Genomic DNA, 23,998 nt, shown 5'->3' with positions numbered 1-23,998 from the left:
CGCAAACCGCTTCCTTCCTGCACAGACAGGGGAAGCGGTTTTTTTGTGTGGAGGGTTGAGAATGGTTGCAAATTGTTATCCCTGGAGAAGCAGCACTTCGACCAGAGAACCTGCAGGCAGCCCGGAAGATCCCGATGGAATCCGGATCAAGCCGTCCGCATCCGGAATCGAAGCCATCATGCTGGATTTGCCGAAAGCAAGCGGGTCGGCATGCAGGACCCCTTGCTCCACATACAGACGGGTGCGGACAAATCGTTCATGCGGGCTTCCCTTCTCATACGCCGCATCAAGCACAGCCGTCACGGCCTCGGGCAGGGCTGTTTCTATCGCCGCCCCCTGCATACGGAGAATGGCAGGGCGCACAAACCATTCAAAGCCGACGAAACAGGCGCCGGGATTGCCGGACAAAGCAATCACCAGCTTGCCTTTAACGACGGCAGCGGAGGTCGGGCTGCCCGGGCGCATCGCTACTTTATTGAACAGCAGCCTGTCTTCCGCAAGGCTGCTGTTCACGGATGCCTCGGCAAGCCTATCCGGCGCCCAGCCGCGCATAATCGCAGCCATAATATCGTAATCGCCCACCGATACCCCGCCGGTGGTCACGACGATATCGGCCTGCGCAAGCGCCGCCTCCAAGGCATCGGTGACCGCATCCCGGTCATCCGCAAGCCTTCCGAGCGGCAGCGCAGCCGCGCCGCTCTGCTCGGCCATTGCCGCGACCATCACGCTGTTGCTGTCGCGGATGGTTCCGGGCGCAAGCGGCGCAGCGACCGGCAGCAGCTCCGCGCCGGTCGCGAGCACCGCTACGCGCGGGCGCGCATACACCGCCACATCGGCATAGCCGAAGGTGGCGAGCAGCGCTAGATGGCCGGGCCGCAGCAGCGTGCCGGCCTCAAACAGCGGGCTCCCCCGGCGGAATTCCTCGCCGGGCTGCGCAATGTTCTGACCGGGCCCGGCGGCGCGTTTCACCCGCACCACCGGCTGCCCGTTCTCCAGCGTATCCGCCGTCTGCTCCAGCATGACGACGGCGTCCGCCCCTTCGGGAACCGCCCCGCCTGTCATAATCCGCATGGCGGTTCCCGGCACGACAGCCGCGCGGGCAAGCTCCCCCGCGGCTACAGCCCCAACCACGCGCAGCACCGCCGGGGACTGCGGCGTGGCTTGCGCCGTATCGGCGCTCCGGACGGCATACCCGTCCAGTCCGGAACGCGCGAAGGGCGGCCAGTCGCAGCTGGCAGAAGCCTGCTCCGCCAGACGGCGCCCTGCCGCCTGACCAAGCGGCACGCTCTCCCGCCGCCCGGGCATGGCCGCCCCAAGCACCAGACGCGCTGCTTCATCCACCTTGACCGCGCGTCTGTCAAAACGCGACGATCCCTGCAGCTCCTGCATGTCATCGCCCTCCTCCTGCTGTCATGCATGATCTATCATGATAACGCTATCAATGTCGCTTGTGATCTTCCGCTTTCTGATTGTATCATTAGCAGCACATCCGCTCCATAGCAAGAGCAGAAAAAGGATCGTCTTTAATCCCTGTCCTGTGATACAGTAAAGTCATGATGACCGCTAATGATAACCTGTCCACCACTACTACTGCGCCTTTTGTCCTTCAGATTGTCGGCTACAAGAACAGCGGCAAAACCACGTTGATTACAGCGCTGATTCCGCGATTCAAGGAGCTTGGCTTCCGGGTCGGCACGATCAAGCACGACGCCCATGATTTTTCCATCGACCGGCCGGGCACGGATTCCTGGAAACATCAGCAGGCCGGCGCCGATATTACGGCGATCAGCTCGCCTTGGCGTACCGCCGTGATGAGTAACAGCCCGGAGCCGCTTAGCCGTCTGCTTGCCGGGATGGAGCATGTGGATCTTGTCCTCGTTGAGGGCTTTAAGCACGAGTCTCACCGCAAGCTGGTACTGCTGCGCGAAGCAGGCGACCTCCCTCTTCTAAGTGAGCTTAACTTCGTAGCGGGAGCCGCGTGGTGGCCTGCCGCATCCCCAGCGCCTGACGGCGATGAGCCGATGTGGCTAGCTGAGCCGGCAGATGCCAACCCCCTTACCGACGGGGAAGCGCGCCAGCTTGCGGACAACCTGAAGCATTTTCGGCTGCACGACACGGCTGGCATCTTTCTATGGATCCATTCGCTTCTAGTGACGCAGCGCCAGAACGGGCATTGATCCGGGCGAACCTCAAAAAGCCGCCCCGATAAGAAGGGAGCGGTCCTTTTGCTGTCTTTATCGTGTTCAAATCAGCCTTGGCTCCAGGACCGGCTGCTTCGATCAGTCTGCCAGACCCTGTTTATGCGCATAAATCGCGGCCTGCGTCCGGTCGTCCACGCCCAGCTTGGCAAAAATATTCGTGACATGAAATTTGACCGTCTTAATGCCGATAAACAGCGTCTCGGCAATTTCCTGATTGGATTGTCCTTTAGCTACGCATTTCAAAACATCCATTTCCCGCTCGGTCAGCTGTTCATGGGCCGGGCGTACGGCATCCGCCTTCGGCTGACGGAAACGGTTCATCATTTTCGCGGCTACCTGCTGCTCCAGCACGGATTGTCCTCTGGCCGCCGCGCGAATCGCATCGGCGATTTCGTTCGCCCGCGAGGTTTTGAGCAGATAGCTGAAAGCTCCTGCCTCGATTACCGGATACATCTTGCTGTCATCCAGATAACTGGTTAATACAATAACTTTACAGTCGGGATACAGCTCCAGAAGCCTGCGGGTCGTTTCGACCCCGTCCATGCCCTCCATAACAAGATCCATCAGCACCACATCCGGCTTATAAGCCTGTGCTAAACGAATGCCTTCCATCCCGTTGCTGGCTTCCCCAACGACTTCAATGCCATCCTCCGTGTTAAGAACGGCAGCCAAGCCGATTCTTACCATTTCATGATCGTCGACCAGCAGCACCTTTATCGGTTGTTCCATCATATCCAATGTATTCGTCGCCTCCATCCGGGTGCGATTCCCCCTCTCTTCATTGAACCGTAACAGGAACCTTGATGTCAATATGTACGCCTTGTCCTGGCGCAGATGTCAGACGGATGGAACCGCCCAGCACATTGACCCGTTCTTCCATGGTCAGCAGTCCGTAAGAAGTTTGTTTCTTTGCTTCCAGATCGAATCCGACCCCATTATCCTGAAAAGTCAGCTGCACGTCGCTCCCATAGCCCCGAAGCCGTATGAGAACCTGCTCCGCTTTGGAGTGGCGCAGCGTGTTGGACAACGCTTCCTGGGCAATGCGGAATAAATGGTCCTCCGCTTCCGAGGACAGGTTGATGGAATCGTCGACCTCCAGCGTAATATGCATCGGCACCTTCTGCTTCAGCTCCTCGACGAGACTGTAAAGCGCCTGCCCCAGATTCTTGCCGTCCAAATGAATCGGTCGCAGATGAAGCAGCAAGGCTCTCATCTCCGATTGGGCAACGGACGCCATCTCCTCGATCAGCTGAACCTGGCGCTTGGCCCGCTCCCAATCCTTCTCCAGAGTCCGGCTGACCGCCGTCGCCGTCATGGAAATCGCGAATAGCTGCTGGCTGACTGCATCATGAAGCTCGCGGGCAAGCCGCTCTCTTTCTTCAATAACCGCCGTAAACCGGACCTGCTCGGTCCATACTTCCTCATCCTTGGTCATCTCGTCATCCGCTCCCGCTTCATGGTCTCCCGAAGGAAGCGTGACCCGCTGCTTCTTGCGGCGCTGCTGGTCAGTCAGCCGTTTAATAGCCGCCCTCAGCTTGATTCCCTGCAAATAGCTGTACACCGCAGCGGCGGCAAGTCCCACTCCGATGACGGAAAGGCCGATCGCCGCAGCTTTTGTCTGCAACGCGAACAACTGCACATAATTTGTCCCCTGCATAACCAATACAATCAGGCCAAGGATAACAAGCAGCCAAATGACCGTCTCGGCCGCATTTCCCCGTTTGTTCTGATTCCTCTGCCCGGGCTGAGCTCCGCCATCATTGCGGAACACCATCGGAGCTACCGGCTCCCCATCCCTATTCGTTCTCCCGGGTTGATGCGATGGGCCGTCTGGCGGAAAATCCGGAGGCGACTTGTCTGCCATTCATGACAGCTCCTCTCTATGTAAAACGGCAAGCTGAACCTGACTTGTTCGTTTGGATTAGTCGATCTCACAGGCGATAAACAAGCCACAGCCGGGACCTCTCCAAGAGAAGCCCCGACTGTTTTGCTTGTTATGCTTATTCTTCCGTTACGTTTGCTTTTTCAAGCGACGGAGTGGATGATGGAGGATTTAGTTTGTTCTTAAGCGCCTGCAGCTGCTCTTCCACTTTCAGCTGCTTCGAAGGATCCACAATGCCTGCGGACGCGCTGCTGCTGTTGGAGCTGAAAGGTACGCGCATGACATCGGCTTCCGCTTCCATCTGCATGATTTTTTCTTCCATCCGGCCAAAGCCGCGCGAAGCACTTCCGCTTTCAATGGAATGTACCGTTGCAACCTGCGACATCTGTTTCTTGGCTTTCGCCATTTGGGCGCGGGCCGCCAGCTCATTGCGTTTATTGCGAAGCTGGTAGAACTCATCTTTCATGCCATGCAGCTGCTGCATCAGTTCTTCGGCTTGCGATTTTGCCCCTGCATGCATATCGTTATATTCGGATACCTTTTGATCGAAGAAGATTTTTTCTTCCAGCAGTTTGCGGGCAAGCTCTTCCTGCTCGGCGCGGATAGCTGTTTCCGCTTTTGTTTCGCGGTCTGCAGCGCTGCGTACCGCTTCATCCAGGCGCTGTTTCATCCGGCGCTCATTGGCCATTTGCTTGGCGACCGTCAGCTCAGCCTGATGGATCTCAGCCTCCATATCGCGCAAATATTGATTCAACATTACCACCGGATCTTCCATTTTGTCCAAAAGCTCATGCATGGATGCCTTCGTCATATCTTTCATACGTTTAAATATACTCATTTTAAAACTCTCCCTTCTCTTGCTTGGCTAGTTTGGCTTTCAGTTCTTCTACTTCACGGCGCAGCGCCTTGATTTCCAGTTCTTCCATCATCGCATCAATATTGGATGGTCCGGGTTGTCCTTGCTGCCATCCGGCAGGACCGCCTTGCTGACCGGACGGAGGTATGTTCGTGTTTGTATTCGCATAAGAGCCGTTATAGCTCTGGCCTTGTCCCGGATTGGAGTGGTAGCCTCCTGCGCCATTGCCGTTGTTCCAGCCGCCGTTGTAGTTACCGCCTCCATATCCGCCAGGACCGGGACCGAAACCTCCGGGACCAAATCCGTTATAAGGGGTGGGCTCCTTCGGAACGACCAAGCCGGCTAAAATATAAACCAGGATTAATGCGCCGCTGGTAAATACAGTCAGGACAATCAGAAGAATCCGCAGCAGCGTCGCATCCACATTGAGCATTTCGGCGATGCCGCCGCATAATCCGAAGAGCTTTTTGTCCCGACGCGAGCGATACAGTTTCTTCATGACGATTTCCATCCTTCCTGCTGCAATTTGCGTTTCAATTGTTCCATTTCCCGTTCAATAGCCGACTGAATGGTCGATCCCGCCTCAGCGATAAACTCAGCTCCCGCCCGGCGCACATCACGCAGGCTTTTGGCTTCCAGCTCCATATCGGAAATCCGGTCTTCCAATCTGCGGAACATCCCTGAAGGCTGTTGTCCCGGATTTGAAGCTCCCGCACCTCCGCCGGCATACCGAGCATTCATCCGCTGCTGGAGTCGAAGCGATTCCATTCTTGCGGCGTAATACTCCCGTTTATCGTATACGGCCTGATATTCGCTTCGCAGCTCACGAAGCTGCTGCTCAAGGTCCTGAATATTGGTTAGCGTCTGTTCATATAACTCGCGGTACTGCTGGGCACGTTCTTCACTTCCCGCTTTATCCTGAAGGGCGATCCGCGCAACCTGCTCTTCACCGGCCTTTAGCGCAATGATAGCCTGCTGCTCCCGTTTATCTCTCATCTGCTCCGACTGCAACCACTGGATCTTCAGGTGGTTCCCGTGTCCCGTATATTGTTGATAGAGCCGCTCCGCCTGTATGATCTCTTCTCGGGTCGACCATAGAAACTGATCGATCAGCTTAACCGGATCTTCGGCTTTTTCGAGCCGTTCATTTAGTGTTGCGACCGTGATGTCGCGAACCCTGCGAATAATACTCATCGGTATACCTCCTTAGTCCCGTTGTTTCTTCTTATCATACCGGATATTCTTAAGCGCGTCTCTCACGTTTAAAGATGGATACGCCCCATACGATCAGGCCGATTGCCAGCAAAAGCGTAATCAATCCCATCATTTTGCCCATCAGCATAAATGCTCCAACCACGATTAGAGTTCCGCCGATCAGCTTGCTGTCATTCTTCACACCCACTACGCCAAGCCCGATCAGAATGAATGGCATTAGAAATCCGATGATCCCGCCAAGATGAATACCGAAGAATTTCATGGCCACCAGACCACCGACAACAACAAGTATAGCACCAAGAGCTGATTTTCCGTTCATTGTTTGTGTCACCGCCTTTCAACCTTTGTTATATTTTTTTTAATTGTCACCGCCGCTGCGCTTGAAATTGTTTCACCGCTTGCTTATGTACTTATTGTAGGTGATTTTCAGGGTTTTCAAAACGGACCCGCGACGGTATTTGTTACTGGACCTCAGTCGGGGATTCACCCCACCCATGGACCGAATGTGGCAAGATTTACAGCTAAACATGGCTTTTTCCTTGTGTTACAGTAGGTTTGTGCAGGAGGTGCATGCCAAATGAATAGTAAGCAAACATCATGGGTCGGCAAAATCATGCTGTCTGCCATCCTCATGCTTCTGATCGTATTGAATCCGCTCATATCGAAGCCGGACCAGGTATCCGCGGCATCCTCGGGCGGTGTCGAGAAGGCGATAAAAATTGGCTTGTCTTATTTGGGAACTCCCTATCAATTTGGTTCCGACCGGAGCAATACGCGCACATTCGATTGTTCGGATCTGGTTCATTATATGTTTGAAAAAGGGGCAGGGATATCGCTGCCTTCCACATCGGCCACACAAGGGAATTATGTGAAAACGCATTCAGCGATAACCGGCAACTGGCATAACCTGAAGCGTGGCGATTTGATGTTCTTCCGCTCCTATAACGGCTCATCCGAATCCGATTATACGGGCGCTAAATCCCAGCAGACCATCACCCACGTCGCCATATATCTTGGCGAAGGCCGTATGCTTCAGACCTATTCCCAGGCAAGCGGGGGTGTAAGAACCGATGATATTGCCGGCACGAGCTGGGAATACCGGTTTTTATTTGGCGGAAGTGTAAAATAACTGAATTTTCTATGGTCAGCACAAGCAAAGCCGCCGCAGGCGATCAGTCTGCGGCGGCTTTGCTTTATTGTGGTCTGGTCCTGAACAAAACCCGTGTCTCATAGGAACACGGGTTGAATCGCCGGTTAAGGATTACTTTTTCGCTGCCAGAAATGCGTCGAATTGCTCCTGCTTGGCTTTAATGATTTTATCCACGCCGGCCGCTTTCAGAGCAGCCATATATTCCGGCATTACTTTGTCGATATCGACCGAACCGGTTTCGAGCGCTTTCTTATACTGCTTGTCGACGTTGGCAATCGCGCCTACTTCGGACTTCACATCGGCGCTGTCGAACACGAAGCCAAGGGCTGGCGAAGATTTGGCGTTCCTGTTGAATTCACGGAATTTTTCCCATTTATCCGGATCCTCTGAATCCCATACATAGTTCAGGAACTGGTTGCCAAGCTCCCAGGCGACGCCCGGGGCATACTGCTGGGCATTGGGGGTTGCCGAGATCATTTCCCCCTTGCGCGTATAATGGTCTCCTTCGATTCCGAAATTGATCAGGTTGACGAGGTCCTTATCGGTATGCAATAGATTAATGAACATCATGGCACGGGCCGGGTCCTTGGAGGTCGAAGAAATAGCCAACATGGCACCTGCCGTTTCAGCTGTCGAGACCGTTTTGCCCGTCATCTCGATCTGGTCCAGCTTGCCGGACAATCCGGCAGCATTGGCTACCTCTGCTGCTTTTCCCGGCTTCAGCGATTCAACGGTGGAGAATATGTTGCCGGCTTTATAGGCGTCGCCGCTGGCCAGTTGGGTTGTTGCAGCATCACTGTTGACATAGCCCTTCACATAGAAATCACGGGCGACTTTTAAATACCGCTTGTAGATATCAAGATCCTGCTCCAATCTTACCGTTGTGTCGTCCGTGCTTTTGATGATGGCTCCCGGAATGGTGCTGTCTCCCAGAAAATCGGTTTCCGCAAAGAAATGGGAAGTAAACAGCGCTGCTGTCGTATAGAGCGGAGTCATGTCCGGTTTCTTTTCTTTGACCACTTTATAGATTGCATCCAGATCTTCGGCTGTTTTTACCTTGCTCATATCCAGGCCCAATTCATCGGCAATATCTTTGCGGTATACGATTCCGCCAACTGCGGCAAGCTCTTTGTTTGTCGAGATTCCGTAGTTTTTCCCTTTGATTTTGGATCCTTCCAGGAATGCCGGGTCAAGCGTTTCCAGAATCCCTTTGCCATGTTCATTGATCAAGTCGCCTATCTCCAAATAGGCTCCTTTGGCGACATTCTTGGCATAACCATTCCAAGCTGCTGTGAATAATACATCCACCGGTTCGCGGGATGCAATCATCAGGTTCATTTTATCGTCCCAAGCTCCCCAATCGATGGGCATCAAATCAATGGTCGCATTTATTTTCTCTGTCAGCAGCTTGTTCATGGCCGCTTCCACTTTTTTCTCATCCGGCTGTGGAGGACCTTCGTATACAACCTTCAGTACATAGGGTTTCAAATCCGATTCCGGTGCTGCGGGGGCGTCTGCTTCTTTCTCTGTTCCTTGCTCATTTTCTTTTGTTTGGTCCGTTGCAGCCGGCTTGCTGCCTCCGTTATTTGCGCCGCCGCCGTTATTGCTTGTTCCTCCGCATGCCGAGAGTACCAGAATAATAGCCAACATGAGCATACCCGTAATCGATAATTTGCCGTTCTGTTGTTTCATGAGCGGATAAACCTCCCTCAGTCTTTTGTTTATATGCTAATCCGGTACGACCGGTTGTAGCCGATTTTTACATTTCCCCTGACTTTGCCGAGCCAGATATGAAGCCTTCCGCACTGTCTCGTACATCCTCAACCTTTTACCGCACCGACCGTCAGCCCCTTAATAAAATATTTCTGAAAGAACGGATAAGCCAGCACAATCGGGCCTACCCCGACGATCGCCATTGCCATGCGGACCGTCTCGCTGGGAAAATTAACCATCCCCCCTGCCTTGGCGATTTCCGCAGCTGCTGTCGGATTGCTTGCGAGGTACTGAACATTGGCCATCATCTTATAGAGCAGATACTGCACCGAAATATTCTCGTCATTCGTGATAAACACCAGGCTAAGGAACCAGTCATTCCAATAGGTCAGCGTTTGAAACAAGGCGACTGTTGCGAGCACCGGCAGCGATAACGGCATCACGATTTGAAGAAAAATTCTCATTTCGCCGGCACCGTCGATTTTGGCGGATTCCAGTACCGCCGAGGGAATGGTCGTCTGAAAGAAGGTCCTGACAATCAGCACAAAGAACGCAGAAACGATCAGCGGCATAATTAATGACCATAAGGTGTCCTTCAGATCCAGCATCTGCACATAGACCAGGTACCAGGGCACAAGCCCTCCGGAGAACAGCATCGTGAAGAAAACGAAGAAGGTGAAAAACTTGGCATGCGGAAAGTTGCTTCTGGAGATGGGGTAAGCATATATGGCGATGATAATCATGCTCAGGAGGGTTCCGATGACCGTAACCGAAATGGTGATGCCATACGAATGAAGGATTTGATGAATATCCCGCAGCAGAAACTTATAGGCGCTTAAGTCGAATTGCTCCGGTATGAACTTGTATCCCCTGCGAACGATGGACTGCTCATTGGAGAATGAAACCGAGATGATCAGCAGCAGCGGTATCACGCACAAGGCTGAATATAGAATGAAGAACAGATTAATGCTCCATGATGCTGCAGCAGGCAGCTTGTTTTGCGGATTGGACATGGAAGGGAGGTTAGCTTTCACGGCGTTTTCGGCTTCCATTGCGTTCCTCCTTGGAGTCAGATTTTTGTTACCGGTGAAAACCTCGGGCATTCGTTCGGAAGCCGCCAGGGAATTGTGGCCCTGTTAGCTTGCTAGAATAAGGCGTTATCGCTATTAAACCGGCGGACTACCCAATTGGCCAGGAAGACCAGAATAAACCCGACAACCGATTGCAGCAGCCCCGCAGCAGATGAGAGGCCGATATCGCCAACCGAAAGGAACGTCCGGTACACATAGGTGTCGATCACATTGGTCACCGGGAACAATACGCCCGAATCTCTTGTCACCTGGAAGAACAATCCAAAGTCCGCATTAAAAATTCTTCCGATCTGCAGTAAGGTCATTATGGTGATAATCGGCGCAATCAGCGGAAGCGTTATGCTCGTCATCTGCTGCCACTTGCCTGCTCCGTCGATTGTGGCGGCTTCATAATATTCATCGTCAATGCCGATAATTGCTGCCATATAGATGACGGTGTAATACCCCATTCCTTTCCAGAGGTTAACAATCGGCAGAATGAACGGCCATACTTCCTTGGTAAAATACCAGCGGATCGGGTCCAGACCAAGCGCGGGCAGCAGCGTTCCGTTAAAGTAGCCGTGCTCGTCGCTCATAAATCCGAATACCAGATAAGCGATAATGATATACGACAGAAAATAAGGCAGGAACATGATCGTTTGGTGGACTTTGGAGAAGAACCGGTTCTTCATTTCATTGAGCATTATGGCAAACGCGACCGGGAAAATCAGATTCAGAACAATGAATAGGGAATTGTAAAGCAGCGTATTGCGTGTAATAATCCAGGCATCCGAGGTTTTAAACAAATATTCAAAGTTGGTCAGCCCCGCCCAGGGACTACGAAGGATTCCGTCGGTATAATTGACCGTCTTGAAAGCGATAATAATGCCGAACATGGGAATATAGTTATTCAGCACCAGTAGTATAATGGCCGGGAGCATCATCAGATAGAACATCCAAAACTTTCTGATCGTCCGAAAAAAAGTGAATGTCAAAATAGCCGGACGCTCTGATGTATGGTGAATGTTATCACTGGCTTTCGAAGTTGTGGAACTCTCCACCGTCATCCTCCTCCTTCTTTTTTCTGATAAATCCATCATAATGAAAAACGATGCCGCTTATCTATCGGCATCGTGACATCATTAACGTTATGGTGACTTCTTCACCTCACATCCTGATACTTTTTGCGGTATTCCTGGGGCGAGAGACCGGTAGCCTTCTTGAACAGCTTGGAAAAATGCGAAAAATTGGTGTAGCCGACAGACAGGGAAATATCACTGATCTTGATATTGGTTTTTTCCAGCTCCTTTTTCGCCTTGGTCAGACGCAAATCGACGATGAAATCCGTTAAAGACTGCCCGGTTTCCTTCCGGAACAGCCTCGACAGATAGGCAGGGTTCAGATACACATGATCCGCAATCATTTCCCGGTTCATATCCTTATGCAGATTATCCCCGATGAACTGCCGGACTTTGGCAATCGTAAGGGATACCTCGCCGCCTTGAGAAACCAGATAGTCGGCAGCCGTATCTACAAACAGCAGCGTCCAGACCTTCATCCCTGCTAACGTCACATGCTCCGGCTCCCCATTCTTCCATTCGTCATGGAGATAAACCTCCGTGGGTGTAGCCAGTCTTTTCTGCAGCAGCTGAAACACGGCTGCAACAAGCCCATAATAGAAGCCGGCCATGTAATTCTGATCCACCTGCTCATGCTTCAGGCGCTCAAACAGCTCCACGACTTTCTGTTTGAGCTCGTCCTTCTTGCCTTGCTCGATCAAAATGGCCCAATCATGGAAATTAGGCGCCATCAAGGTCTGGCTTTTGGGTTTCTTAAATGCATCCAGGCGCAGCACCGCTCCCGTCTGGCCTACATTGCATCTTTCCATCTCCGCCAACAGCTGCGAGCAGGCCCGCAACTCTCCTGCCTTTACGGGTTCTCCGATATAGCAGGAAACGACACCGTACAGATATTCGCTGCATTTGCGGATATATTCCTCACAACGCAACGGCAATTCCGCCATTTCATCTTCCACAGGATCATACAACAGCGCAAAAATTAACCCGTTCTGATCGCTGATCATATTTCCGGGCCGGTCTTTCAGCAGGATGTCCGCTGCCGCGTTCTTCAAGGCATAGGTCATAATCTCTTCATCACGGGCATTCCATTCCTGCTTCCATTCCTCGATACTGATCAGCACGGGCAGAATACTCTTGTCCATATCCAGCGGCATGCTATAAAGAGCGAACAACGGCTCAAGCTTGGCTGCGGCAGCTGGAATCCTCATATTCAGCACTTCCTGCCACAGACGCTCAATCAACAGAGGCAGCTGCCGGTTCCATTGCTCATTATAGACTTCGTATGTTTTGCGAAGAGAATCCTTCTGCGCTTGTGCGCGGATGCTCTCGATCGCTTTGCCTACACTGTCCCGCAGCAGGTCATGATCGATCGGTTTAAGCAAATAGTTAAAGCTGCTGAGCTGAATCGCCTGCTGGGCATACAGAAAATCAGCATGACCGGTCAGAAACAAAGTCGCGGTATCCGGCGAATGCTCATTCACCCATGCGAGCAGCTCAATTCCGTTCTCATTGGGCATGTCGATATCCGAAATCAGAATATGAACGGGATGCCGGGCGAATATCTGACGCGCTTCCTCAGCGTCATATGCCTTGTAAATATTCTGGATCGGAAGCATGGACCAGTCAATGCCCTCCACAATCCCCCGAATGGCGATCTCTTCATCGTCAACAACCAACAGATTGTACAGCGACATCCTCTCCTTCTTTTAGACGCGAACTAAGAATCCGCACTCTGAAGCGGCAGCTTGATTCGAACAGCCGCCCCTCCATCGCTTTCCCTGTTGCCAAAGGTGACCTCCGCATCTCCTTCATATCGAAGGTTCAGACGCTGGATCACATTAAGGATGCCAAGCCGGCTGCTTGTCTTTGCCTGGGGAAGCATGCCGTCCCCATTCAATTTCTCCAGCACATCGCCCGGGAAACCTATCCCGTTATCTTCAATCGCAATACATACGAACCGCTGCTCGCCTTCGTAACTTACATGTCCGCTCAGTTGAATCGTGAACGGCTCCTTCCGGTTGACGAAGCCATGAATGATGGCATTTTCAACAAACGGCTGCAGCGACAATGCCGGCAACAGGACGGAATTCAGAGGTTGCGGAATATCAAACACGCAGCTGAGCTTGTTTGGAAACCGAAATTTTTGAATTTCCATATAGCTTTCGATATGCTTCAGCTCTTCGCCCAGCGTGATGGAATCACGGTTGATTCTCATGATAAAGCGGAAATAATCGGCAAGATGCAGCGACATTTTTTTCACCGAATCATAATCCTTCAATGCGGCGAAATTATAAATAATATTAAGGCTGTTCATATAGAAATGGGGATTGATTTGAGCCTGCAGCTGCTTCAGCTCCATACGCTGGGCACGGATCTGCTCCTCGTACATGCCGATTTTGAGAACTTCGATTTGCTGCGCCATATTGTTGAACGTATTGGCCAGAAAAACAAACTCGATGGTTTCATTCGTATGCAGCCTGACATCCAGGATACCGAGCGACAGCTTCTTCATGCCTTTGATCAGCTGCTGAAGCGGATTAAAGATCATCTGTCTGATAAACAGCAGGTACAAAATCAGGACCACGATGAATCCTAACGCCATGAAGTACGTAGCTTTCTGGAAATAAGGCAGACCCTGCAGCATATAACTTTCCGGTATTGTGATGCTGACCGTCATATCGGCGATTTTGCTGGATCGCTCAATGACCATATAAGGCTTGTTATCGCTTTTGTTCGTAATGATTTGGTAGGGTTTGTTCAACAGGACGAGATTATTAAGAGGCACCTTGGGGTTAGGGTTGGCCAGCGACTCCGCCAGCCGGGTACCGTTGTGACGATAAATCGCGCTCTCCCCGATATCTCCATAATCCCATTGAATGGACAATAGTTCCAAAAGATCGGAAATATCGATGATCGCTCCAACATAAAGTCCATCCGTTACCAGAAATACCTTGACCAGAAAATCCCGCCCCGGAATCAAGTCGTCTTCCCAGAGCATCCATTGGCTCAGTTCTGCCGGTTGTTGGTTGCCGACAATAAGCGAGGCATTATTCTTCAGGACCTGCATCGTGCTTGTATAAGGGTCCGAGGTACTAAATATGATATCGCTTTCATGAAACAAAAAAACCGTATTGATCGGTTTGTAAAATCCTATATCCCGATTCAGTTTATTTAAAATCCTGATTTTAGTCAGCACGTAATTGTCGCTTCTGTAAGGAAATGACATCAGCAGTCCAACATCGGAGTCGAGTACAGCCAGCTTCTTCAAGTAGTCATCCACTTCCATCAGGCTTCGGTCAGTCTGGCTGACGAACATATTGAGGGTATTCTGATAGGTCTCCGACACTTTGTCACGCACGATATTTTTGGCATACCAGTTGTTGACGACCAGAAAGGCGACGACCGGCAGCATAACGGCAAAAAAACTAATGATGAGCTGTGTCTTGACGGAGCGTCTCAGCTTAGTTTCTCCCTCCCTTATTTTCTAGTTAATGTAAGTTTATCAGGAGCAGGTGGGTTGCGCAATCAGAGAACTTCCTATTATTCGGTAGGGTTTATCTGATTCGTCTTATCCATTCTCATATCCCATCCTGTCAAGCCAGACTGATTTCGACGATTGCCGGTTTGTTGATTTTGCCGTAATCAGAGGAGAATGGCCTTTTTAAGCTAAAAAGGCCGCGGGACACGCCCGCAGCCGGAAAAGCCTTCATGGTATTAGCGCTCCATTTCCATTTCGCCTCCAGTTCGGGGCAACGCCCAAACGCAGGCTTGCCGCAACGGATTCGATGACCCCATTCCAGCAGTCTTTCCATCCAGTCTTCCGTATCGGCATTTATCGAAGTTACTTATAATGTCTTTATGGTGCCGGCGAGAGGACTCGAACCTCACGGTCCAGCATGGATGTAGCTGTCGCTCCGGGCAGAACTGCATTGACGCGTATCCCTTGTTTGGCGTAATCGATGGCCATGCTCCTTATTTACGAATCGTTTCGTATGCCGCCGCCTCTTCCTATTTTTTCGTGTACCATTTCCGATTAACCGCATTTTTCGGGTCTTCTCCTCGCAGCACCCGTTCCACTTCCTCTGCCGCCATTTTCTGTAGCCTCGGCAAGGAGCGATCGGAATAATAGGCGCTGTGCGGAGTGAGAATGACATTTTCAAGCCCGATTAAAGGGTGTGAAGGTGACGGCGGTTCTTGTTCCAGCACATCCAAACACACCATTCCCAGCTTGCCCGAATGAATGGCTTCCGCAACATCTTCTTCATGTATTAATCCGCCTCTGGCCGTATTGATGATGACCGCCCCATCCTTTAAGGATGCAATGGTTTCTTTGCGAATTAAATATTTGGTCTCGTCGTTCAATGGAACGTGCAGGGAAACAAAATCCGCCAAACCGCATAATTCAGTGAAATCCACAAGCTCTACCTGAAGCGCATTCGCTTGATCCTTTGGAAACCATGGATCATAGGCGACTACTTTCATCCCGAACGCTTGAGCGCGACGCACAACGTGACGCGAAATATATCCGAGTCCGACCAATCCCAATACGGAACTACTCAAACTTGGGACTGCAATACGGTCGACAAAGGACCATTCTCCGTTCTTGACGAGGTCGTTCTGCTTCACCAGCTTCCGGGCAGCGGCGAGCAGCAGACTCATCGTGTGATCTGCCACTTCCTCACCACAATAATGAGGGACATTGCATACATAGATGCCTTGTTCTCCTGCACTCTTCAAGTCAACATTGTCATACCCAATGCCGTATCGGACAATTACCTGACATTGCTCTAATTGTCGAATCGTCGCTTCCGAAATCCACGTGTACTGCACAAAAAGGGCGACAGCGTCCTTAGCTAGTGCACCGATCTCCTCAGGATCATTTGTTTTCAGTTCCAGCAGATCAACGCCAAGTTGAGAGAGGATAGCCCTCTCCTGGTTTAGATGTGGAAAATGATGGGGTGTTGCATACACTTTCAAAATGAATCTTACTCCTTTCATTTCTTCCATAAAGATTCGATATTATCGCCTCCGTTAGGGAATTACGAATACTTTACTTTCTGGAATGGTCTTATCCGCAAGTCTGGCAAACATTATTTGTACTCGAGCTCGGATCGTGTTTCAACCGGATCAGCGTCGTTAACGGTGTAAGCTCTAATGAATACGCTCTCATTATACTTATCAGACGCACATGGCGTTATATAGTGATTTATCTTTTGAATATGAGGATTATATCCGTTTTTGGGGGCCTCAGTCTGATGCTCCTGCCTCATGGCACCAGCTCTGTAGAGCAGCACCTAATTTATAGGGGTAAGCTTAATCCCCACTGCACACTTATAAGGTAACCAAAAATTGATGCTGCCGCTGCCGCTTGTCGCCGTAAATATAAAAGACTCTCTGACAGCGGAGGCAAATTGCCAACGGCTTGCTTCATACAAATCCGCTCGATACTGCTTGCCTGGAATTAATCCGCTGAAACTGACATTCGTGTTGTCCCCGTTTCCTGAAGTATTTACGATCCAAGCCACCGGATTCCCGCTGGAATTAATCGCGGCCCCGCCAAGGACGGCAGCGCTTCCATTCATCCATGACAATCCTTTTAACGCAAAATCTCCGTCCCCTAATCCAAGCTGTTTGGACATTAAACGATAGACCGTCATCTTCGGAGTCAAGGAACCATCAGAGTATAGGGAGAAAAAGTCATCAGTTCCTGGCGTGCCTTTGTTGAAAGCAAAATAACCGTTGCCATTAACACGAGCATTTATAAAATCGCTTAATCGTTGGGCCAAATAGGGGATCGCATCAACGGATTCGTTGTTCATCGGGATCTTCGTGTACGAGGCATCATAGTTCCACTCCGTTACGAAGATTGGCATATCCGGTTTGCCATGAGCGGCCGCCACATTGCGCCAAGCTGTCGCCTGTGGCTCTCCGTCCGGATTTTGCCGATAGTAATGGTAACTCAGAAAGTTAATATTATTGCTGATGCGGGAATCGCTCAATAGGGAGTCCGCCCAGTTGGTAGCGTTCGCGGAAGCCGTTGCCGGTCCGCCGATCGGAACAGAACTGTCCACGGAGCGAATCGCGTTTGCCGCATAATAATAAATATCCTTGTAGGCCGTCAAATTATTCGCATATCCGCTGTTCGTCCTGTCCAGAAAAGAATTCAAATCAGGTTCGTTCCAAATTTCCACATAGTCTACTTTATCTTTAAAGTGCGTGTAAATTTTCTTAATGATATCCTGATAGACCCCCCAGTCTTTGGGAACTCCATGCATCGTATTGCTGTGGGACAACCACGGAATATTGTAGCTCATAATCAGCATGGTCTTGATTCCTTTGTTATGATAGGTGTCAACCCAATCATAAGCGCTCCAATTCCATGTGCTTGGATCGGCAACGTTGCCTACGTTATTCTTATAGTCGGCAACAGTCGTATTGGGCACAATTTGAACGAGATAAGCATCCCTTCTAGCGAAATTAATGCCGATTGACCGAAGCGTATCCACATCGGCCGGACTATCCAACTGATTGATGGCTCCCCCAAAATTGTTGGCATAGCCTGTTCCGTTATGAACAGAAAAGTTTGCCGTAACCGACGTCGCTGCATACCCCGTTGCCGAAAATCCCGCTAAAGAAGCAACCAGCAACACAACCAGCAAACAACAGCGAAAATACCGCTTGACCATCATTACCGCCTCCTGCTTTTTTTTGTGGCAAATGGACAGCTAACTTGTCACTATAGGCAACTGTCCCTATCCCTTCAAGGAACCGATCAAAGCGCCTCTGACAAAATGCTTTTGCACGAACGGATAAGCGGCAAGCACCGGGAAACTGGCAATAAACACGAGGGCGTACTTCATCGATTCCGCCATGTTGGCTTGCCTGACGAGAACGTTAATTTCGTCCGTCGACCTTACACTCGAGAAATCCATATTCAACTGCTGGTTCAAGACCAGAATATTGCGCAAGACAAGCTGCAGCGGATATAATTTCTGGTCATAAATAAAGAGCAGCGCCGAAAAATATTGATTCCAGTGCCCTACTCCGTAAAATAAGGCCATGACAGCAATGATCGGCGCGGACAATGGCAGGCCGATGCGAATAAACGTATGCCATTCCGAACTGCCGTCCATCTTGGACGCTTCATGAATTTCATCTGGTATTGTGGACTGAAAAAACGTACGGGTAATGATCATGTTAAATACGCTCATCGCCGCCGGGATGATAAGAGCGGCTCGGGTATCGATCAACCCCAAACTTTTTATCAGAATATAAGACGGAATCAATCCTCCTCCAAAAAACATCGTCAACACAAAAACACCCATCAATATTCCTTTTCCCGGCAAATGTTTGCGAGACAATGCATAGGCGCACATGACGGTAACGACCAAGTTGACAGCCGTACCCAATATCGTATAAATAATCGTGTTCGCATAACCCGTCCAGATAATGTCGTTCTTAAATACGTTTTGATAACCTTCCACATTCAGACCTTTCGGTATGATCCACACATTCCCGGTCGACACAAGCTCCGGATCGCTTATCGAAGCAATGACGATAAAATATAAAGGATATAAAATCGCCAACATGACGATCGACAGCACCAAATAATTCGCAATATAAAAAATGCGATCAAACTGAGTCTCTCTCATCCCGTCCCCCTCCGATCTACCATAAACTGGTTTCCGTGCGTTTCTTGGCGTATGCGTTCACGAAAATAAGCAACAGGAAGTTCAAGACAGCGTTAAATAACCCTATTGCGGTTGTATAACTGAACTGGCCTCCGAGAATGCCTAATCGGTAAACATACGTCGAAATCACATCGGAAGCTCTGATGTTCAGTTGATTTTGCAGCAGCAAAATTTTCTCAAAACCGATCGAAAACATATTCCCCATGACAAGAATGAGCAAAATCAGAATCGTAGGCGCGATGCCAGGCAAATCGATATGCCATATTTTTTGCAGCCGGTTCGCGCCGTCGATTTTGCTGGCTTCGATTTGCTGTGGATCGATTCCCGACAACGCAGCCAAATAAATGATGGTTCCCCACCCTGCATTTTGCCAGACTCCCGAGAAAACATAGACCGTTTTGAACCAGCCGGGGTCCGACATGAAGCTAATTTTGAAGCCGCCAAGCATCTCGATGAAATGATTGACCATCCCCCTCTCGTTGTTAAGAAACAGCATGATCATGCCGCTCATCACGACAACGGATATAAAATGAGGCGCATAGGTGATCATTTGAACCGACTTTCGAATCATTTTGTTTTTGGCTTCGTTGATGAGCAGCGCCAATATTATCGGAATCGGAAACCCGACCGCCAGCTCATACAGATTAAGAAGAACCGTATTGGCGATGAGATTCCAGAAGGACGGAAGCTCAAAAAATCGCTCAAAATGCTTAAGGCCAACCCAGGGGCTACCCTTAAATCCCAATGTGTTGCGGAAGTCCTTGAACGCGATTTGTAATCCGTACATCGGAACGTAATGAAATATCAAAATGTAAGCTAAAGCTGGAAAAATCATCAGATATAGCTGATAAAACTCCGCAACTTTACGCATCTTCTTGTTGAGTTTATTGGCTCTGTTCATTTCTTCTTCCTCTCCGCTTGGTGATTATCCAACCCGACCGATTGAAACCGGCCAGGTTGGATGTGCAGTTACTTCATATTTGCAACATAGGCATCATACGCGGATTGATAGATCTGCAAATATTCTTCAATACCGAGATCTTTAAGCTTTCTCAAGTAATCATCAAATTTATCCAAACTTTCGTGTCCGTATATAAATCTGGCTTCCATCTCTTTTACATAGTCCAGGATCGGAGTTGCCAGCTCGTTGCGCCGTGCCAGCGCCTCTGGAGTCAAGTAAACTGCCGGGAACGGTGCCACAAGATAAGGCCCCACCTTTTCCAGAATCGGATTTCTCCAGGACAACTCCGATTCCGGCAATCCCGGAGCTTTGAGCCCGAAGAGACTGTTAATGGAATCATAGACGGGAGACGGCCCTAGCGGGGCGCCGCTAATGGGATTCAACGCATTGACGTAATCCCAGATGTTCGTAATCCCGTCCGGAAAGTTGTATGTCACCTCTCCTTTATCATCCAAATACCAGCCTTCGTAACTCAATGCTTCTTCGCTATCTTTCATCGGGCCGTTCCAAAATATAAAATTATAAAGTTCGGTAAAGTAGAGATCGGCAAAGCGAATGGCGGCTTCAGGATTTTTGGCCTGGCTCGTAATTACGATTCGTCCCGGAGTCACATGGTTCCCGTCCGTCCACATCTTCTTGCTGTTCCATTTACTCGTTAATGGAGTTAGCGGCACCCAGTCAGCAGCATAATCGGGTGCAAATACGAACGGCGCTGCGCCGCTCAACGCACCGACTTGATTGTTGGCTGCTTTGGCAAATTTGGCAGTTTCGTTTTGCGTAAAAATCTCGCTGTCCAGCAATCCTTCACTATTCAATTTGTGCATATAACTCAAATACTCCTTGTACAGCGGATCTGCGCCGGCAAGGATGACTTTGTCGTCCTTGACCGTCAGCTCCATGGCGTTTCGCGCATTGATCCCGAGGGCGTTCAAGACGACGTAAGCATCCCCTACCCCTTGCGTCCACGTTCCGGTGAACGGGATCGAATCCGGCTTTCCATTGCCATCGGGGTCCTTGTCCTTGAACGCCTTCAGCATCGCATAGAAGTCGTCCAACGATTGCGGTTCCGGCAAGCCTACTTGCTTCAGCCACTTCTGATTGACAAAAAACCGGTTCATGGCGAATGAATTCCATACGGTCAAATCGGAGACGCCGATCGACGGCAAGCTGTAAATATTCCCGTCCGGGGCGGTAATCGCCGCGCGCACTTCCGGCTTTTCATCCAGCAATTTCTTGATATTTGGCGCATACTTTTCAATCAGATCATTCAATGGCAACAGCTGGCCCTCGATTTGCCCGTACCGCATAATTTCGTCGATGGAGAACGATGCAGTAAAAATATCAGGGAGTTGATTCGAGGCAAACATAATATTTTTTTGTTCGCTCCAGGCTGTATTATCGATCTGCTTGACGTCGAAATTCAAGTTCGCTTTTTCCTTCATGAACTGGAAAAACCACATTCCCTCGGCGGGGCCGCTGTTGCTGGCTTTCAAAGTCACGAGCGACAGCTTTATCGGCGATTTGACTACCGGAAGCGGACTGTCCAGGTTTACATTCGCGGCGCCTTCAGAAACAGAAGCTTCCTGATTACCTCCGGACTCGCCTTTTCCCGCACCCGTATTCGTCTTGTTGCCGCCCGCATTGTTCTTGCCTTCGCTTGTGCATCCTCCCGCTAATGCAAGGATTAATAAGATTGCCATACATAACCCCAACATTTTACTGCCTTTTCTCAACTTAACCCCTCCTCGATTGATCGTGTGACATTCGCGCTTTCGATTGCCACGACCAAACTGTAACCGCTTACTATTCCTGCCGTACATGACTGTTATTTTCCGATGCGCCCGATATGGCAAAAGAACGTTACGTATCGCGTTTTTGCATAAGGCGGCTTATAAGCAAAATAACACTATCCCTCATCGTTGCTATTTCGTCAGCTTTTCCCTGTACAGGCTTGGCGTGACACCCACGATTTTCTTGAACGTCTTGATGAAATGGGAATCGTTCGCGTAACCGACATGCCTCGTGATCGCCCCGATGCTCTCGTTGCTTTTCTGCAGCATCTCCTTCGCTTTATCCATGCGGAGATTGATGACATAATCCTTGAATCCGATCCCGATTTCTTCTTTGAACAGCTTGCTTATGGCATAGATCGAAAGGCAGAATTCGCCTGACATTTTTTCCAGACTCAGCTCGTAATCGGCAAAATTGTCGTGAACATATTGAAGCAAGTCCCGGACGAATTGTTCACTTTTCAATTGGCGCTGCTCCGCGATCCATTCGCACACCGTTTCTATAAACCGCTCCACCTTGGCAAACAACTCAGCGCGGTTTTCCGTCGCCCCGAACGCGCCGAAATCCTTAATGCTGATTTTCAGCTTCATATCGTTGACCGTTTTCAGAAGAGTGTTGATGATATCGAAGCTAATGAGCTTCTCATTCAGGCCGGTCAGCTTTTTCTCCTCCATCTCCGCGTTCAACCGCTGCAGCAATTCGATGGCGAGTCCGCGATCGCCTTGCTTCACGGCTTGAGTCAGACGAAGCAGCGTTTCCGAAGGATGCCAAAAGTAATTCGAAAATTTGGTGGGAATGTGATGGAAGAAGCAGATGGAGCTGCCTTCCGTTTGATGATTGAAATCCAGGGCGGCCATCGACTCAATATAGGAATAGTTAATCCCGGTCACATGCCGGTACATATTTCCGATTCCGATCGCAACTTGATTTTTGCCGTCACCCAGATTTTCAAGCAGCCGCTCAGCCACCTTGCGCGCCTCATCATCCAAGTGGGTTCTCGCATTCAGGATGAAGACCATATATCCTTCATGGGTTAAATCAAGCAAATGCAACGACTCGTATGAGGTCAAATGCTTAACGGTCGATGGGAAATTCCCCTTCGTTCTCGACATCATTGTGATCACGCAATAATTTTTGCCGCGAAAATGCAGGCCCAAAGAACCGAGCTGCTCTTCTGTTACTTCGTTCATATTGCCCCGAATAAGCAACAGCAAAATATTTTGGATGATATGGAAATTCAACTCGCTCACTTTTGCCTTCAATTGATCGTTGTTGTTCGTAGTGACCGTCAACGCCCGGTCGATCCGATCCCATTCGTTACTCGCTTCCACCGGATGATCCATTCCGAGCAATAGTTCCCCGGCGGAATGATGCAGCTTCTTAATCGGTTTGTAATGCCTTCTGGCAAAATACCCCGCGGCAAATATGCCCAGAACAAACAAGGAAAACAGTATTCCATTAAAAAGGAGCTGCAAATTCTCGGCATTGATCAGTAAATCCGATGCGGAAAACAAAGTAAGAAAGTGCGAGTCGCTGCCTTCCGATTGCACCATCAGCGCATTATACTTTCTGCCGCCAAGCTCCGTTCTCCCCTTGGACGGCAACCGCGACAAATCGAGCTTGGACAAGATCCCGTCCAAAGCGGTACTTGTATCCTTGTAAGCCGACAGTATTGCCCGGTTGTCTTGATCGAGTATATAGAAATTGCCGTCTAGCTTGCCGGACACGTTGCGAATCCGCCCTTCCAGCATGTCGGATGATAGCCAGAAGACGATCGCAGCCGCCTGGCGTTTAACTCCGCCTATTGCAACCGGATACACATATACGGCTTGCTCTGCACTTTGGCTTACAGTAGGCTTGACCCGGAATAAAAACGGCTCTTCCGCTTGATTAATACGTTTGAGCAATTGATCACCGTTTGCGATTTTTTGTTCATATAAAAAATAGGATTGATATGAAAATTTCCCTTTTGCTGAATATAATGCACTTTCATCTTTGTAGTACAACACGATATCGCTGCTAATAAACGTATAATTCAAATATTTTTGCAACTGACGAATGGCGTTCTGTTCATTAAACACATCCTTCAGTTGGTACGGGTAAAATTGCGTATCGTACGCAATGTTAATGGCAAGTTGACGCATGACCATAATGTTTTTGTCGATATCCCCCGAGATGAGAGTGAAGCGGCTTTCGAAATTTTGTTCAAGCTCCTTTTTCAACTGCTTGACGGCCATCGTAAACGTGAGCAATCCCAAAATGACAAAGGGAATTAAAAAGATCGTCAAATTGGTCAAAAAATATTTGTAAAATACGCTGGCGTTCCTTTTTCCAGTATGTAACACGGCTCGCCCCCCAATTGTGATTACTATTGAAATCACTGTGCAGC

General features: G+C 49.9%; 22 protein-coding genes. 2 read left to right on the top strand and 20 right to left on the bottom strand.

Features of this window, described 5'->3' with window-relative positions:
- Positions 1 to 75: 75 nt before the first annotated feature.
- Positions 76 to 1,389, bottom strand: a complete 1,314-nt coding sequence (locus tag IEY46_RS34980; protein ID WP_189000651.1) for a molybdopterin molybdotransferase MoeA — start codon at positions 1,387 to 1,389, stop codon at positions 76 to 78.
- 164 nt (positions 1,390 to 1,553) lie between these two features.
- Between IEY46_RS34980 and mobB the strand changes: the two genes are divergently transcribed.
- Positions 1,554 to 2,177 (top strand): molybdopterin-guanine dinucleotide biosynthesis protein B, encoded by a 624-nt coding sequence (gene mobB / locus IEY46_RS34975; RefSeq protein ID WP_189000649.1) that lies wholly within the window; start codon positions 1,554 to 1,556, stop codon positions 2,175 to 2,177.
- A gap of 102 nt (positions 2,178 to 2,279) precedes the next feature.
- Here the strand turns inward: mobB and IEY46_RS34970 are convergent, their stop codons facing one another.
- The 6 genes from IEY46_RS34970 to IEY46_RS34945 form a co-directional block, all read right to left on the bottom strand.
- Complete coding sequence (locus IEY46_RS34970) at positions 2,280 to 2,930, bottom strand: response regulator transcription factor (protein WP_189000705.1); 651 nt, start codon at positions 2,928 to 2,930, stop codon at positions 2,280 to 2,282.
- Positions 2,931 to 2,979: 49 nt separating this feature from the next.
- Positions 2,980 to 4,065, bottom strand: a complete 1,086-nt coding sequence (locus IEY46_RS34965; protein ID WP_229750748.1) for a sensor histidine kinase — start codon at positions 4,063 to 4,065, stop codon at positions 2,980 to 2,982.
- 136 nt (positions 4,066 to 4,201) lie between these two features.
- Positions 4,202 to 4,921, bottom strand: coding sequence for a PspA/IM30 family protein (locus tag IEY46_RS34960; RefSeq protein ID WP_189000646.1), 720 nt, complete (start codon positions 4,919 to 4,921; stop codon positions 4,202 to 4,204).
- A 1-nt stretch (position 4,922) separates the two neighbouring features.
- A complete protein-coding gene (locus IEY46_RS34955; RefSeq protein WP_189000644.1) occupies positions 4,923 to 5,438 on the bottom strand; it encodes a PspC domain-containing protein in 516 nt (171 codons plus the stop codon).
- On the bottom strand, positions 5,435 to 6,133 hold the full coding sequence (locus IEY46_RS34950; RefSeq protein ID WP_189000642.1) for a PspA/IM30 family protein: 699 nt from the start codon (positions 6,131 to 6,133) through the stop codon (positions 5,435 to 5,437). The genes IEY46_RS34955 and IEY46_RS34950 overlap by 4 nt, the downstream gene beginning before the upstream one ends.
- 49 nt (positions 6,134 to 6,182) lie before the next feature.
- Positions 6,183 to 6,473 carry a LiaF transmembrane domain-containing protein gene (locus IEY46_RS34945; RefSeq protein WP_189000639.1) on the bottom strand — a complete coding sequence of 97 codons (291 nt, stop codon included), beginning with the start codon at positions 6,471 to 6,473 and terminating at the stop codon, positions 6,183 to 6,185.
- Between the two features lie 258 nt (positions 6,474 to 6,731).
- Here IEY46_RS34945 and IEY46_RS34940 point away from each other — a divergent pair, with 258 nt between their 5' ends.
- Complete coding sequence (locus tag IEY46_RS34940) at positions 6,732 to 7,283, top strand: C40 family peptidase (protein ID WP_189000636.1); 552 nt, start codon at positions 6,732 to 6,734, stop codon at positions 7,281 to 7,283.
- A 132-nt stretch (positions 7,284 to 7,415) separates the two neighbouring features.
- On the opposite strand, the gene IEY46_RS34935 is transcribed toward IEY46_RS34940, so the two are convergent.
- The 13 genes from IEY46_RS34935 to IEY46_RS34875 all read right to left on the bottom strand — a co-directional run bounded on the left by IEY46_RS34935 (position 7,416) and on the right by IEY46_RS34875 (position 23,954).
- Positions 7,416 to 8,996 carry an ABC transporter substrate-binding protein gene (locus tag IEY46_RS34935; RefSeq protein ID WP_189000633.1) on the bottom strand — a complete coding sequence of 527 codons (1,581 nt, stop codon included), beginning with the start codon at positions 8,994 to 8,996 and terminating at the stop codon, positions 7,416 to 7,418.
- Positions 8,997 to 9,124: 128 nt separating this feature from the next.
- Positions 9,125 to 10,069: a carbohydrate ABC transporter permease gene (locus IEY46_RS34930; protein ID WP_229750747.1), complete on the bottom strand. Its 945-nt coding sequence runs from the start codon at positions 10,067 to 10,069 to the stop codon at positions 9,125 to 9,127.
- Positions 10,070 to 10,161: 92 nt separating this feature from the next.
- A complete protein-coding gene (locus tag IEY46_RS34925) occupies positions 10,162 to 11,154 on the bottom strand; it encodes an ABC transporter permease (protein WP_373288948.1) in 993 nt (330 codons plus the stop codon).
- A 95-nt stretch (positions 11,155 to 11,249) separates the two neighbouring features.
- On the bottom strand, positions 11,250 to 12,860 hold the full coding sequence (locus IEY46_RS34920) for a response regulator transcription factor (protein WP_229750746.1): 1,611 nt from the start codon (positions 12,858 to 12,860) through the stop codon (positions 11,250 to 11,252).
- Positions 12,861 to 12,883: 23 nt separating this feature from the next.
- Positions 12,884 to 14,578 (bottom strand): sensor histidine kinase, encoded by a 1,695-nt coding sequence (locus tag IEY46_RS34915; RefSeq protein WP_229750745.1) that lies wholly within the window; start codon positions 14,576 to 14,578, stop codon positions 12,884 to 12,886.
- A 181-nt stretch (positions 14,579 to 14,759) separates the two neighbouring features.
- Complete coding sequence (locus tag IEY46_RS34910) at positions 14,760 to 14,978, bottom strand: hypothetical protein (RefSeq protein WP_189000630.1); 219 nt, start codon at positions 14,976 to 14,978, stop codon at positions 14,760 to 14,762.
- Between the two features lie 44 nt (positions 14,979 to 15,022).
- Positions 15,023 to 15,133, bottom strand: a complete 111-nt coding sequence (locus tag IEY46_RS34905; protein WP_189000627.1) for a hypothetical protein — start codon at positions 15,131 to 15,133, stop codon at positions 15,023 to 15,025.
- Positions 15,134 to 15,174: 41 nt separating this feature from the next.
- Entirely contained in the window at positions 15,175 to 16,137 is a 963-nt protein-coding gene (locus tag IEY46_RS34900) for a C-terminal binding protein (RefSeq protein ID WP_229750751.1), read from the bottom strand.
- Between the two features lie 323 nt (positions 16,138 to 16,460).
- Positions 16,461 to 17,855, bottom strand: a complete 1,395-nt coding sequence (locus IEY46_RS34895) for a GH39 family glycosyl hydrolase (RefSeq protein WP_229750744.1) — start codon at positions 17,853 to 17,855, stop codon at positions 16,461 to 16,463.
- A 63-nt stretch (positions 17,856 to 17,918) separates the two neighbouring features.
- Positions 17,919 to 18,818, bottom strand: a complete 900-nt coding sequence (locus IEY46_RS34890; protein WP_189000618.1) for a carbohydrate ABC transporter permease — start codon at positions 18,816 to 18,818, stop codon at positions 17,919 to 17,921.
- A 16-nt stretch (positions 18,819 to 18,834) separates the two neighbouring features.
- Entirely contained in the window at positions 18,835 to 19,758 is a 924-nt protein-coding gene (locus tag IEY46_RS34885) for an ABC transporter permease (RefSeq protein ID WP_189000616.1), read from the bottom strand.
- A 68-nt stretch (positions 19,759 to 19,826) separates the two neighbouring features.
- A complete protein-coding gene (locus IEY46_RS34880) occupies positions 19,827 to 21,551 on the bottom strand; it encodes a type 2 periplasmic-binding domain-containing protein (protein ID WP_189000613.1) in 1,725 nt (574 codons plus the stop codon).
- 189 nt (positions 21,552 to 21,740) lie between these two features.
- Complete coding sequence (locus IEY46_RS34875; RefSeq protein ID WP_189000610.1) at positions 21,741 to 23,954, bottom strand: helix-turn-helix domain-containing protein; 2,214 nt, start codon at positions 23,952 to 23,954, stop codon at positions 21,741 to 21,743.
- Positions 23,955 to 23,998 lie beyond the last annotated feature (44 nt).

It is taken from the genome of Paenibacillus nasutitermitis, assembly GCF_014641075.1.
Classification (GTDB): domain Bacteria; phylum Bacillota; class Bacilli; order Paenibacillales; family Paenibacillaceae; genus Paenibacillus_Z; species Paenibacillus_Z nasutitermitis.
This window is presented reverse-complemented; position numbering and strand designations above follow the sequence as displayed.

Bases quoted from the DNA above. Each gene is read 5' to 3' on its own strand.
- IEY46_RS34980 (WP_189000651.1), bottom strand. From the start codon at position 1,389: ATGCAGGAGCTGCAGGGATCGTCGCGTTTTGACAGACGCGCGGTCAAG.
- mobB (WP_189000649.1), top strand. From the start codon at position 1,554: ATGATGACCGCTAATGATAACCTGTCCACCACTACTACTGCGCCTTTT.
- IEY46_RS34970 (WP_189000705.1), bottom strand. From the start codon at position 2,930: ATGGAACAACCGATAAAGGTGCTGCTGGTCGACGATCATGAAATGGTA.
- IEY46_RS34965 (WP_229750748.1), bottom strand. From the start codon at position 4,065: ATGGCAGACAAGTCGCCTCCGGATTTTCCGCCAGACGGCCCATCGCAT.
- IEY46_RS34960 (WP_189000646.1), bottom strand. From the start codon at position 4,921: ATGAGTATATTTAAACGTATGAAAGATATGACGAAGGCATCCATGCAT.
- IEY46_RS34955 (WP_189000644.1), bottom strand. From the start codon at position 5,438: ATGAAGAAACTGTATCGCTCGCGTCGGGACAAAAAGCTCTTCGGATTA.
- IEY46_RS34950 (WP_189000642.1), bottom strand. From the start codon at position 6,133: ATGAGTATTATTCGCAGGGTTCGCGACATCACGGTCGCAACACTAAAT.
- IEY46_RS34945 (WP_189000639.1), bottom strand. From the start codon at position 6,473: ATGAACGGAAAATCAGCTCTTGGTGCTATACTTGTTGTTGTCGGTGGT.
- IEY46_RS34940 (WP_189000636.1), top strand. From the start codon at position 6,732: ATGAATAGTAAGCAAACATCATGGGTCGGCAAAATCATGCTGTCTGCC.
- IEY46_RS34935 (WP_189000633.1), bottom strand. From the start codon at position 8,996: ATGAAACAACAGAACGGCAAATTATCGATTACGGGTATGCTCATGTTG.
- IEY46_RS34930 (WP_229750747.1), bottom strand. From the start codon at position 10,069: ATGGAAGCCGAAAACGCCGTGAAAGCTAACCTCCCTTCCATGTCCAAT.
- IEY46_RS34925 (WP_373288948.1), bottom strand. From the start codon at position 11,154: ATGACGGTGGAGAGTTCCACAACTTCGAAAGCCAGTGATAACATTCAC.
- IEY46_RS34920 (WP_229750746.1), bottom strand. From the start codon at position 12,860: ATGTCGCTGTACAATCTGTTGGTTGTTGACGATGAAGAGATCGCCATT.
- IEY46_RS34915 (WP_229750745.1), bottom strand. From the start codon at position 14,578: ATGCTGCCGGTCGTCGCCTTTCTGGTCGTCAACAACTGGTATGCCAAA.
- IEY46_RS34910 (WP_189000630.1), bottom strand. From the start codon at position 14,978: ATGGAAAGACTGCTGGAATGGGGTCATCGAATCCGTTGCGGCAAGCCT.
- IEY46_RS34905 (WP_189000627.1), bottom strand. From the start codon at position 15,133: ATGGCCATCGATTACGCCAAACAAGGGATACGCGTCAATGCAGTTCTG.
- IEY46_RS34895 (WP_229750744.1), bottom strand. From the start codon at position 17,855: ATGATGGTCAAGCGGTATTTTCGCTGTTGTTTGCTGGTTGTGTTGCTG.
- IEY46_RS34890 (WP_189000618.1), bottom strand. From the start codon at position 18,818: ATGAGAGAGACTCAGTTTGATCGCATTTTTTATATTGCGAATTATTTG.
- IEY46_RS34885 (WP_189000616.1), bottom strand. From the start codon at position 19,758: ATGAACAGAGCCAATAAACTCAACAAGAAGATGCGTAAAGTTGCGGAG.